Source organism: Streptomyces sp. NPDC003456 (assembly GCF_042878735.1).
Taxonomy (GTDB): Bacteria; Actinomycetota; Actinomycetes; order Streptomycetales; family Streptomycetaceae; genus Streptomyces.
Genome location: NZ_JBIAOK010000003.1, coordinates 55361 through 67505, shown reverse-complemented (window position 1 = coordinate 67505; position 12145 = coordinate 55361). Strand labels below are relative to the sequence as shown.

The following is a 12145-nucleotide window of genomic DNA, read 5'->3' as shown; positions in this document are numbered from 1 at the left end:
GCTGGTTATGCCTTTCCGTGGATCTCGGGTGCGGTCTCAGTGCTGGTAGCCGTAGACACCGCGGGCCTGGTCGCGCACGAGCCGGCCCTTCTCCAGTTCGATGACGCGCTTGCGCATCTGGTCCACGATGTTCTGGTCGTGCGTGGCCATGACCACGGTCGTGCCCGTGCGGTTGATGCGGTCGAGCAGCTTCATGATGCCGACGGAGGTCTGCGGGTCGAGGTTGCCGGTGGGCTCGTCGGCGATGAGCAGCTTCGGCCGGTTGACGAACGCCCGCGCGATCGCGACGCGCTGCTGCTCACCACCGGACAGCTCGCCGGGCATCCGGTCCTCCTTGCCGCCGAGGCCGACGAGGTCGAGCACCTGCGGCACCGACTTGCGGATCTCGCCGCGGGACTTGCCGATGACCTCCTGCGCGAAGGCGACGTTCTCGCCGACCGTCTTGTTCGGCAGCAGGCGGAAGTCCTGGAAGACGGTGCCGAGCTGGCGCCGCATCTGCGGCACCTTCCAGTTGGACAGGCGGGCGAGGTCCTTGCCCAGGACGTGCACCTGTCCGTGGCTGCACCGCTCCTCGCGGAGAATCAGCCGCAGGAAGGTGGACTTTCCGGAGCCGGAGGACCCCACGAGGAAGACGAACTCGCCCTTCTCGACCTCCAGGGAGACATCCCTGAGGGCGGGGCGGGTCTGCTTGGGGTAGACCTTGGAGACATTGTCGAATCGGATCACGGATGCACCACGGGTCGCCGGGGGTAGATGAGCGTGACCTTACGCGAACCGGGCAGGGGGCCGCAGTCACCGGTCGCGGTTGCGCAGCGGATGTGCCGTTTTGTACGTCCGTCGGGGGCGTGGGGGGCAGCGCGCCCGGGCGCGGCGCTGCGGGCCCGCGGGGCCGTGCGACCGCCGTCACGTTCGGCGGCGACCGCGCGGCACGCCCGGGAACCTGGCACAGTGGAGGGGGGAACAATCCCGTCCCCCCACACGTTGGACACGTGGAACCGGCGCAAGGAGGGCGAGCGCATGACGTACGACCGGCTGGTGTGCGCGAACTGCGCGGCCCCCGTGAGCGAGGGCCGCTGCCCCGTGTGCCGCGCGAACCGCGAGCGCCTGCAGCAGGAGAACTTCCTCGGGAACCTGAACCCCATGGCGCTGATCGCCCTGCTGACGGTGCTGATCGCGGCCGTGGCGCTCCTGGCGCACCAGACCGCGTGACGTCGTAGCGGCCCGGCCGCGACGACAGGACGACATCCCGGACACGGCCGAGGGCCCGGAGCGTGACGCTCCGGGCCCTCGGTGGTGCGCTGTGCCGACGATGCCCCGCGGGCGCCGTCGTCAGGCGGCGGCGCCGCCGCGGCCACCGGCGAGACGCGGCAGCAGGCGGAAGCCGACACCGCCGGCGATCATCGTGGCGGCGCCGATCACCAGGAAGGTGGTCTGCGCGGCGCCGGTCTCGGCGAGCTCCTTGCCGTCGCCCTGGGCCTGCGGCGCCGGGGTGTTGTCGGAGCCGGTGTCGGTGAGCGCGGAGGAGCCCTCCTGCTGCGGCGAGGTGCCGCCGTCGGGGTCGGCGGCGTTGCCCCCACCGGTACCGCCGCCGTTGCCGTTGCCGCCGCCGTTGCCGCCGCCGTTGCCGTTACCGCCGCCGTTTCCGCCGCCGTTGCCGTTGCCGTTGCCGCCGCCGTTGCCGTTGCCCGGGTCGGTCGGGGGCTCGGAGGGCTCGGTGGGCAGGTCCGTGGGCTCGGGGTCCACGGTCGGCTCGGGGTCGGTGGGCGCCGGGTCGGTCGGGGCCGGGTCCGTCGGCAGGTTGGTCGGGACGTCCGTCGGAGCCGGCTCGGTCGGGGCGGGCTCGGTCGGGTCGTTGCCGACGTTCACACCGACACCGACGTTCACGCCCAGGTCGAGAGCGGATGCGGCACCCGCCGCGGTCAGCGAGGCACCGGCCGCGATGACGGCACCGGCCGCTATGCGAGCGACACGGATCCGCGTCTTCTTCGTCATGTGGTTGCTACCCCCAGTAGCTCATCGTCATTAGGCAGCGCTCGGGGCTGTGCTCGACGGGGACGGCCGCGGTGAGAGGGCCCCCCGGTTCACATGCGCCCCGGAAGACACGCATGCCGCGCTTCACCCTTCCCATTTTTCAAGAACACGTCAAGGCCGTTTGCGGGCGCCATGTCCGACTACGGGGGCTATGCCGGGAGTTCGGATGTGCGGATGTGACGCAGAACCCCGACAAGGGCCCACGGAAAAGGCAACTGCCGCCCCGTGGGCGGCAGTTGCCTTGTCGACAAACTTACTTCTCCTGCTGCTTGCGCCAGCGAATCCCGGCCTCGAGGAACCCGTCGATCTCGCCGTTGAACACGGACTCCGGGTTGCCGACCTCGAACTCGGTGCGCAGGTCCTTGACCATCTGGTACGGGTGCAGCACGTACGAACGCATCTGGTTGCCCCAGGAGTTGCCGCCGTCGCCCTTGAGGGCGTCCATCTTGGCCTGCTCCTCCTGACGGCGGCGCTCCAGCAGCTTGGCCTGGAGGACGTTCATCGCCGTGGCCTTGTTCTGGATCTGCGAGCGCTCGTTCTGGCAGGAGACCACGATGCCGGTCGGGAGGTGGGTGATGCGCACGGCGGAGTCCGTGGTGTTCACGCCCTGGCCGCCGGGGCCCGAGGAGCGGTAGACGTCGATGCGCAGCTCGGACTCGTCGATGTCGACGTGGTCGGACTGCTCGACGACGGGGAGCACCTCGACACCGGCGAAGGAGGTCTGGCGCCGGCCCTGGTTGTCGAAGGGCGAGATGCGCACCAGCCGGTGCGTGCCCTGCTCGACGGAGAGGGTGCCGTAGGCGTAGGGCGCCTGCACGGAGAAGGTGGTCGACTTGATGCCGGCCTCCTCCGCGTACGAGGTCTCGATGAGCTCCGTCTTGTAGCCCTTCTGCTCCGCCCAGCGCAGGTACATCCGCTGCAGCTTCTCGGCGAAGTCCGCGGCGTCGACGCCACCGGCCTCGGCGCGGATGTTGACCAGCGCCTCGCGGGAGTCGTACTCGCCGGACAGGAGGGTGCGGACCTCCATCTCGTCCAGCGCCTTCTTCACGGCGGACAGCTCGGACTCGGCCTCGGCGCGGGTGTCCGGGTCGTCCTCCTCCTCGGCCATCTCGAAGAGGACGCCGAGGTCGTCGATGCGACCGCGCAGCGCCTCGGCCTTGCGCACCTCGGCCTGGAGGTGGGAGAGCTTGCTGGTGATCTTCTGCGCCTCATCGGGGTTGTCCCACAGGGACGGCGCGGCCGCCTGCTCCTCGAGCACGGCGATGTCTGCCCTCAGCTTCTCGAGGTCCAGAACGGCCTCGATCGACTCCATGGTCGAGGAGAGGGACTTGAGCTCTTCGGATACATCGACGACTGCCACGCCCTCCAGCGTAACGGCTCCGCCCGGCGGCCATCGCCGGGCGGCCGTGACGGGCGGCTCACGGCGACTGGGGCGCCGAGTTCCTCGTGTCCTGGGGCGGGGTGTCGGTGTCGTCACCCGACGTGGTCAGCCACGCGCCGACGCCGACCGCCGCCACCAGGGCGACGGCGCCCGCGCCCAGGGCCACCCGGCGGCGCCGGGCCGCGGCGCGGTTGCGGGCCGAGCCGGGGCGGGGGGCGCCGGGGGCGCGGGGGGCCCGGGCGGTGCCGTGGGCGCCGCCGGCCAGCTCGTCGGGGGCGGGCACGCGCATCGAGGTGTGGGTGTCGCGGTTGGAGTCGGCGGGTTTCGCGCCCGGCACCAGGGGGACGGCCCCGCGGCGGCGGATCCGCTCCCCGGCCGGTGCCGCCGTGACGGGCTGCTCCGGGCGGGCGGTGTCCTCGGCGGAGTCCGCCTCCGGCTCGTCCACCTCCAGCGGCGGCATGCCCGCCAGCATCGGCAGCAGCTCCCGCAGCCGGACGCCCAGCTCTGAGGCCCGCAGCCGGGAGGCGGGGGCCTTGGCCAGGCACTGCACGAGCAGCTGCCACAGCTCGTCCGGGATGCCGGGCAGCGGGACGACCGTCTCCGTGACGTGCCGGCGCAGGACCGCGCCGGGGTGGCCGCCGCCGAACGGGGTGAAGCCCGCGAGCAGCTCGTACAGGACCGTGGCGAGGGCGTAGATGTCGACGGCTGCGCGCGGGGGCAGCCCTTCGACGATCTCCGGGGCGAGGTAGTCGGGGGTGCCGATGATCTTCGTGGCCTTGGTGCGGCGCGGGGTGTCGATGAGCTTGGCCACCCCGAAGTCGGTCAGCAGCGCGCGGTGGGAACCGCCGGGGCCGAGCGGGCCCTGCATGTCCAGCAGCACGTTCTCCGGCTTCACGTCGCGGTGCACCACCCCCGCGGCGTGGGCGGCGGCCAGTCCGTCGGCGACGTCGGCCGCGATGGCGACGGCCGCCTCGGGCGCGAGGCGGCGGTCGCGGTCCAGGCGGGTGCGCAGGTCCGTGCCGCGGACCAGGTCCATGACGAGGGCCAGGTCGTTGCCGTCGACGACGAGGTCGCGCACGGACACCACGTGCGGGTGCTCCAGCCCCAGCAGGGCCGTGCGCTCCTGGACGAAGCGCCCGACGAGCTCCTGGTCGGACGCGAGGTCCTCGCGCAGCAGCTTGATGGCGACGGGCCCCTCGGGTCCCTCGCCCAGCCACACCGTGCCGGCGCTGCCCCGCCCGAGGATCTGGTGGGCGGTGTACCGGCTGCCGATCTTCCGTGCCAAGGCTGCTCCTACCGACGCGTGTTGTCGTTAAAACTACGCGTCCGGGGAGCCAACCTTCACCGGGGAGGCGGAAATCACCCGCCAGGTGTCGACAAATCTCCAACCTGGCGGGCCGGTTCCGGTCAGTTCGTGCCGGAACCGCTCGAACCGAGCTTGTCCAGCCAGCCGGTCACCGTGGAGAACCAGTCGGTGAGCTGGTCCCAGTAGCCCTTGGTGGTGCCGATCCACTCCTGGAGCGGGCTCAGTTCCCACACCAGCCAGCCCGCGACGAACAGGATGACGAGGGTGAACAGGCAGCCCTTCAGGCAGCCGAGCCCGGGGATGCGCATCGGGTTGGCGCTGCGCTGCCGGGGCTGCCGGGGCTCGCGCTGGGGCCGCTGGGGCTGCTGCGGCTGGGCCGGGGGCGGGGGCGGGGCGTAGCGCTGCGGCGGCTGGGGGCGCTGAGGCTGCTGCGGCTGCGGGGCGTACTGCTGGGGCTGCTGCTGTTGCTGCGGGTAGCCGTAGCCGGGGCCCGGCGGGGGCGCCTGGCGGCGCGGGGGCTGCTGGGGCCGGGCGACCTGGCGCTGCGGGCGGCGGCGCAGCGGGTCCTCGTTCGGGTCGAGGTACTGGATCTGCGTCTGCTCGTTGCGGTCACGGGCCGCGCGCAGCTGGTTCTGCCAGGGGTGCGGGTCCTGCGGGCCGCCCTGCTGGTTCTGCTGGCCGGGGTGGCCGGGCGCGCCCGGCGGGACCGGCGGCATGACGGCGGTCGGGTCGGCCGCGCCCCGGTGGGGCAGCACGGCGGTCGGGTCGGCGGCGCCGGCCGGGCCCGCGGTGTGGGGCAGGACGCTGGTCGCGGCGTTCGGGTCGAAGGCGCCGGCGCCCTGTGGCAGGACCTGGGTCGGGTCGGCCGCTCCGGGCGTGCCGGGCACGGGCGCGGGGGCCGGGTCGGGCAGCAGGAGCGCGCCCACGCCCTCGGCGGCGGCGATCTGCGCGGAGTTCGCGTGCACCCCGATGCCGTCGGCGACGACCCGCAGGCCGCGGGCGAGGTTCAGGGCGCTGGGCCGCTCGTCGGGGTTCTTGCGCAGGCACCGCTCGATGACCGTCCACAGCGGGTCCGGGACGGTGGAGGGGCGGCGCGGCTCGGCGCTCAGGTGCTGGTGCAGCACCTCCAGGGCGGAGCTGCCGGAGAACGGCGGGCGGCCGGTGACCAGCTCGTAGAGCAGGATGCCGGCGCCGTAGATGTCGACGGCGGAGGTCTGCGGGCGGCCCTCGGCGGACTCGGGGGCGACGTACGCGGGCGTGCCGACGAACTCCTGGGTGCGGGTCAGGCCCGGGGAGTCGGCGAGGCGGGCGATGCCGAAGTCGGTCAGCAGCGGGTGCATCCGCCCGTCGTACTGCTTCAGCAGCACGTTCGCCGGCTTGAGGTCGCGGTGGACGACGCCGTCGGCGTGGCTGGCGGCGAGCGCGTCGGCGATCTGCGCGGTGAGCAGGGCGGCGGCGACCGGGGTGAAGGGCCCGTTCTCGCGCAGGTAGCGGTGCAGGTCGGGACCCTCGACGAGGTCCATGACCAGGGCCAGCAGCTCGCCCTCGACCACCAGGTCGCGGACCCGGACGATGTTGGGGTGGGTGAGGCGGAGCAGGACGGACCGCTCCCGCAGGAACCGCATGACGATGTCCGGGTCGCCGGCCAGCTCCTCCTTGAGGACCTTGATGGCGACGGTCTCACCGGGCTGCCCCGGCACGGCCGCCTCGGCGCCCGCGGTCTCGCGCTGGCGGGCTCGCCAGACGGTGCCCGTGGCGCCGCGTCCGAGCGGCTCCTCGAGCAGGTACTTGCTGCCTACCGGCCGCACGTCATGCGCTCCCTGGTGCTTGCCTTGCCTGCTGGCCTGTCCGCCCCACTGTAGTGCCGGGCGCCCAGGACCGGAGTGTCGTCTTTCCGTGGGTCTTACGCAGCCGCCCCCACACTCGTTCGAAGGGAAGACGCGCACCCCCGTCCTGTGGTTGCCGGGATCGGGCGTGACCGATCTCAAGCGGTCGCCCCCGGGGCCGTTGTCCGGCACTTTTGCGGGCAGAGCCGACCATTCAAGATCACCTTTTCCGGAGGGGCGGGCGCGGTGTCGGTGGCAGGTGCGAGGATGCGTGCAGTACTGGCCGACGTGCCGGGGCGGGGCGGGGGACTCCGCGCCCGGGCAGAAGGGACCGCTGACGGCGATGCAGATCCGGCTGACCGTCATAGATCCGCTGGGCGCATCGGCTCCGGGGCGGGACCGCGCCCCACGCACCGACGTCCTGGTCACGGCACCGGCCGGCACGGCGCTCGCGGCGGTGGCCTCTGCCCTCGCCCAGGCGGTCTCCGGCGGTGACGGCTCGGGCACCCCCGTGCTGTACGCCGGGGAGCAGCGGCTGGACGCCCAGCGCTGCACGCTCGGCGAGCCCCCGCTGACCGACGGCGCCGTGCTGTCCGTGGGCGCGCCCGGGGAGCCCGAGCCGCATCCCGAGCTGGCGGACGCCCCGGCCCAGCTCCAGGTGATCGCGGGCCCCGACGCCGGCGGTGTCCACCTGCTGCACGGTGGCGAGATCCGCATCGGCCGCTCCGCCGACGCCGACGTGCCGCTGGACGACCCGGACGTCTCCCGGCTGCACTGCGCGGTGACGGTCGGCGCGGACGGCCGCGTCTCGGTCGCCGACCTGGACTCCACGAACGGCACGACGCTCGACGGCGTCCGGGTGGGCGGCCGTGCCGTCGGTTTCGCGCCGGGGGCGCTGCTGCGGATCGGGGAGTCCGCGCTGCGGCTGGCTCCGGCGGGCGGGCCGGGGGGCCGGGTGGCGACGACCCCGGACGGCGAGGGGCACGTGCGCGTGCCGGGTCCTTCCGGCGGCGAGGCCGTCGCGGCCCCGGCGGGGCCCTCGGGCCCGACGCAGCACGGCCACGGCCCGGGGACCTGGGGCGCGCCGGGCGGCGCCGGGGCGCCCGCCGCGGTGCCCGGGCAGGGAGCGGCCCCGCGGATCGAGAACGACGGAGCGGCGCGGGACTCCGGCGCCGGTCGGGGGCCGGGCGGGCCCCCGCGCGCGTCCTTCGAGGTACGGCCGTCGGGCGTGGACGTCAGCGCGCCGCGAGAAAGCCCCGGCCCGTCCCGCCGTCAGGGTGAGCCCCGCGCCACGGGCGGGGACGGGGACACGCATGCGGGACGCTCCGGCTTCGGGGCGTTCGGCGAGGCCGCCGCCGGCGGCGGGGTACCGGCCCCCGCGCCGGGACGGGCGCAGGCCCACCGTGCCGAGGGCCCCACCGCCGGCCCGCACCGGCCCCGCGCCGCCGACCGCCCGACCGCCGACGCCCCTGGTCACCGCGCCCCGGGTGCCGGTGGCGGGGTCCCCGGCCACCTGGACGAGGGCGCCGGTGGTGGTGACACCCACCGGGCCGCCGACGCCGTCGCCGACGGCCCGGCGGCCTCCGAGGAGCGTGCCGGGCGGGGGCGGAAGGGCACGCCGCTGCGGGGCACGGACCTGCCGTCCGGGACGCGCCGGCGGGGCGGGCTCGGCGCGTGGGCGCGACGCCTGGCCGGGGGCCGCGGGGAGGCACCCGATCCGTACGAGGTGGACGAGGACGAGCCGTCCGAGCCGTCCGAGGGGGTCGCGCCGCAGCGCCCGGCCTTCGCGGCGCCCGTCCGGGAGACCTGGCCGGACCCGGCTGCCCTGCTGCTGACGGCCCTGGGCCCCGGGCCCCGGCTCTGGGAGCGCGGTCCGGGTCACCCCGAGGCGCTCGCGGTGCGGCTGGGCACCGCCGACCGGCCCGCGCCGGACGGCTCGGGTCTGCTGCCCGCGGTGCCGGTGACGGCCGGGCTGCGCGAGGTCGGCTCGCTGGGGCTGGCCGGGCCCCGGGCGCGCCTGGCCGGGCTCGCCCGCGCGGTGCTGGCGCAGCTCGCCGCGCTGCACTCCCCCGACACACTGGAGATCGTCCTGATCGCCGCGGACCGCTCGCGGCCCCTGGAGGAGCGCGCGGCCGAGTGGTCCTGGCTGGGCTGGCTGCCGCACGTCCGCCCGGGCCACGGGCAGGACTGCCGGCTGCTCCTCGCCCACGACCGGGAGCAGGCCGCGGCCCGCACCGAGGAGCTGACGCGCCGCCTGGAGGACCTGTCGGCCGAGGCGGGTTCGGCCGCCCCGGTGGCGGGCCACGCACCGGTGGGCGCCGCGGAGGGCGCCCGCCCACCCGGCGGCCGGCCCTCCGTGCCCGCGCCCCGCCGCCCCTCGTGGGCCCGGGACGACGAGGCCGGCACCGGTTCGGCGGCCGCCTTCGCGGGCCCGTACACGCTGGTCGTGGTCGACGGCGACCCGGGCGGGGCGGAGCTGCGCAAGGCCGTGGCGCGGCTGGCGCTGGAGGGGCCCCGGGCGGGGATCCACGTCCTGTGCCTGGCCGAGACGGCCGCCGCCTCCCCGGCCTCCCCCGTGACGGAGACCTACGAGGCGGCCTGTGCCGTGGCGCCCACGTTCCGCCAGTGCGGCGCCGTCGCGCTGCTCAGCGGGGACGTGGCGACGGCCCTGCGGCTGGTGCGGGTGGCCCGCGCCGGCGGCGACGGCTCGCCGGCCCGGGCCGTCGGGCACGGCACGATCGCCACGGTCGACGCCGTCTCCCCCGCCTGGGCGGAGCGGTTCGCGCGGGCCCTCGCGCCGCTGCGCCCCGACGAGGCGGGCGGCGGACGGCAGCCGCGGGTCTCCGCGCCGCTGCCCCAGTCCGCCCGGCTGCTGGACGAGCTGGGCCTGGCCCGGGCCACTCCGGCCTCGCTCATGGCCCGCTGGGCGGACGCGGCCGACGACACCGGGGCGCTGGGCGGCCGGGTGCGCGCGGTGCTGGGCGCCGGTCCGCGCGGCCCGGTGTGCGCGGACCTCGCGGCGCAGGGACCGCATCTGCTGATCGAGGGCCCGCCGGGCAGCGGCCGTACGGAGCTGCTGCGGGCGGTCGTGGCGTCCCTGGCTGCGGCGGAACGGCCGGACCGGCTGGGCATCGTGCTGGTCGACGGCCGGGGCGGCCCGGGCGCGGGCGGCGGCCCGGGCGAGGGTCTGCGGGTGTGCACGGACGTGCCGCAGGTCACCACCTACCTCACGGCCCACGATCCGGTGCTGATGCGCGAGTTCGCGCAGTCGCTGAGCGCGGAGCTGAAGCGGCGGAGCGAGCTGCTGGGGCGGTCCGACTTCGCCGAGTGGCACACGGGCCGGGAGCTGTCGGGCCGGATGGTCGCCCAGCGCACCGCGGCCGGCCGGGGCGGCGCCGAGGCCCCGGCGGACGGGGCCTCGGACCTGGACTCGCCGTCCAGTTCGACCATCCGGCTGCGCCCCGGGGCCGCCCGCCGGCAGACCGAGGCGGCGGCGCCCCCGCTGCCCCGGCTCGTGGTGGTCGTCGACGACCTGGACGCCCTGGTCTCCCCGGCCCTCGGCTCGACCGGGCGGCCCGCGGCCGGCTCGGTGATGCGCGCCCTGGAGGCCGTGGCCCGGGAGGGGGAGCGGCTCGGCGTGCACCTCGTGGCCGCCACCGGGCCCTGCCCGCGCACCGCGGAGACCGAACCGGCGCGCCGGGCCACCCTGCGCGTCACGCTCGACGAACCCGCACCGGGCCCGGACGAGCCCGCGCCGGGCCGCGGCAGCCTCACCTCGCCGGACGGGCGCAGCACCCCGTTCCAGGGCGGCCGGGTCACCGGCCGGATCCCGCGGACGGCGACGCTGCGGCCCACGGTGGTACCGCTCGAATGGCACCGCATGGGTGACCCGCCGGCCCGGCGCCCGGTGCGGGAACTCGGAAACGGCCCGACCGACCTGGCACTGTTGGCCAGCGCGCTGGAAAGGGCGGCGCGAGAGGTCGCGGCGGTCCGGGTGCCGTCGCTCCTGTGACAGGGCACGGCCCCCGGCCCCGCCGGACGGCCCCCGCCTCACCCCTGGTCACGAGGGAGTCACGATCGCCCGGTTGACAGCGGACGCCATCTTGCCGCCCCCGCACACCCGGGCGTAGACCAGATCGCACGGGAGCGCGCTCGACGTTCGACGAGGAACGAAGAACGGGGCAGTCATGCGCATGATGAGCAGGACCATCCGGACACGCCGGTCGCCCGAGCGGGACGGGACGACCCCCCACAGCCGTAAGGCCACCCGGGCCGCGGCAGCCGTCGCCGCGGGAGCGCTCGCGCTCTCGCTCACCGCCTGCGGGGGCGACGACAACGGCAGCGGTTCCGACACCGGCACCTCGGAGGAGACCGCCGGCCAGGTCACCCTGCCGAAGCTGAACGGGACGAGCCTGGAGATCGCCGCCGTGTGGACCGGCGCCGAACAGGCCAACTTCAAGAAGGTGCTGGCGGAGTTCGAGAAGCAAACGGGCGCCAAGGTGACGTTCGTGCCCGCCCAGGACCCGATCATCAACTTCATCGGCTCCAAGGTGGCCGGCGGGCAGCCGCCGGACGTCGTGATGCTGCCGCAGCCCGGCGCCATCAAGCAGGCCGTCGACCGGGGCTGGGCCAAGCCGCTCGGCTCCGACGCCCTCAAGGAGCTGGGCGAGAACTACTCGCAGGGCTGGCAGGACATCGGCAAGGTCGGCGGCAAGGCGTACGGGGTCTACTACAAGGCCGCCAACAAGTCGCTGATCTGGTACAACAACCAGGTCTTCGAGAACGCCGGGGCGAGCGAGCCCGAGACCTGGCCGGAGCTGCTGAACACCGCGCAGACGGTGTTCGACTCCGGCGTCACCCCCTTCTCGGTGGGCGGTTCCGAGGGCTGGACGCTCACCGACTGGTTCGAGAACGTCTACCTCTCCCAGGCCGGCCCGGAGAAGTACGACCAGCTGGCCAAGCACGAGATCAAGTGGACCGACCCGTCCGTGAAGGACGCGCTCACCACCCTCGCGCAGGTCTGGGGCAAGCCCGACTACATCGCCGGCGGGGCGGACGGGGCGCTGCAGACCGACTTCCCGGCCTCCGTCACGCAGGTGTTCACCGGTGGGGACCAGCCCAAGGCCGCCATGGTCGCCGCGGGTGACTTCGCCCAGGTCAACATCCCGCAGAGCATGAAGGTCGGCACGGACGCGAAGGTGTTCCCCTTCCCGGCGGTCGGCGACAACGGGCCGGTGGTCTCGGGCGGTGACGCGGCCGTGATCCTGGAGGACTCGAAGGGGGCGCAGGCGCTGGCCACCTGGCTCGCCTCGCCGGACGCGGCGACCATCCAGGCGAAGCTCGGCGGCTACCTCTCGCCCAACAAGAACGTGCCGAACTCCGCCTATCCGAACTCGGTGCAGCAGAAGATCGCCAAGGCGCTCATCGACGCCGGTGACGACTTCCGCTTCGACATGTCCGACCAGGCCCCGCAGGCCTTCGGCGGCACGCCCGGCAAGGGTGAGTGGAAGATCCTGCAGGACTTCCTGAAGAACCCGGACGACGTGGCGGGCACGCAGCAGAAGCTGGAGGCCGAAGCGGCCGCGGCGTACGGGAACTGAC

8 protein-coding genes are annotated in these 12145 nt (G+C 74.9%); 3 read left to right on the top strand and 5 right to left on the bottom strand.

Annotated features, from left to right (window positions below):
- Nucleotides 1-36: 36 nt before the first annotated feature.
- Nucleotides 37-726: a cell division ATP-binding protein FtsE gene (gene ftsE, locus ACFYWG_RS11300; protein ID WP_003990615.1), complete on the bottom strand. Its 690-nt coding sequence runs from the start codon at nucleotides 724-726 to the stop codon at nucleotides 37-39.
- A gap of 291 nt (nucleotides 727-1017) precedes the next feature.
- Between ftsE and ACFYWG_RS11295 the strand changes: the two genes are divergently transcribed.
- Nucleotides 1018-1209 (top strand): hypothetical protein, encoded by a 192-nt coding sequence (locus tag ACFYWG_RS11295; protein ID WP_333933659.1) that lies wholly within the window; start codon nucleotides 1018-1020, stop codon nucleotides 1207-1209.
- Between the two features lie 120 nt (nucleotides 1210-1329).
- Here ACFYWG_RS11295 and ACFYWG_RS11290 read toward each other — a convergent pair whose 3' ends face one another.
- The 4 genes from ACFYWG_RS11290 to ACFYWG_RS11275 form a co-directional block, all read right to left on the bottom strand.
- Nucleotides 1330-1992, bottom strand: a complete 663-nt coding sequence (locus tag ACFYWG_RS11290; RefSeq protein WP_385420529.1) for a hypothetical protein — start codon at nucleotides 1990-1992, stop codon at nucleotides 1330-1332.
- 292 nt (nucleotides 1993-2284) lie between these two features.
- The gene (gene prfB, locus ACFYWG_RS11285) at nucleotides 2285-3391 is read right to left on the bottom strand and encodes a peptide chain release factor 2 (protein ID WP_376333267.1); all 1107 of its coding nucleotides are present in this window, start codon (nucleotides 3389-3391) and stop codon (nucleotides 2285-2287) included.
- 58 nt (nucleotides 3392-3449) lie between these two features.
- Nucleotides 3450-4697 carry a serine/threonine-protein kinase gene (locus ACFYWG_RS11280; protein WP_383510983.1) on the bottom strand — a complete coding sequence of 416 codons (1248 nt, stop codon included), beginning with the start codon at nucleotides 4695-4697 and terminating at the stop codon, nucleotides 3450-3452.
- 122 nt (nucleotides 4698-4819) lie between these two features.
- Nucleotides 4820-6526 carry a protein kinase gene (locus tag ACFYWG_RS11275; RefSeq protein ID WP_385420531.1) on the bottom strand — a complete coding sequence of 569 codons (1707 nt, stop codon included), beginning with the start codon at nucleotides 6524-6526 and terminating at the stop codon, nucleotides 4820-4822.
- A 361-nt stretch (nucleotides 6527-6887) separates the two neighbouring features.
- Between ACFYWG_RS11275 and ACFYWG_RS11270 the strand changes: the two genes are divergently transcribed.
- Nucleotides 6888-10556 (top strand): FHA domain-containing protein, encoded by a 3669-nt coding sequence (locus ACFYWG_RS11270; protein WP_389201785.1) that lies wholly within the window; start codon nucleotides 6888-6890, stop codon nucleotides 10554-10556.
- Between the two features lie 175 nt (nucleotides 10557-10731).
- Nucleotides 10732-12144, top strand: coding sequence for an ABC transporter substrate-binding protein (locus ACFYWG_RS11265; RefSeq protein WP_383510979.1), 1413 nt, complete (start codon nucleotides 10732-10734; stop codon nucleotides 12142-12144).
- Nucleotide 12145 lies beyond the last annotated feature (1 nt).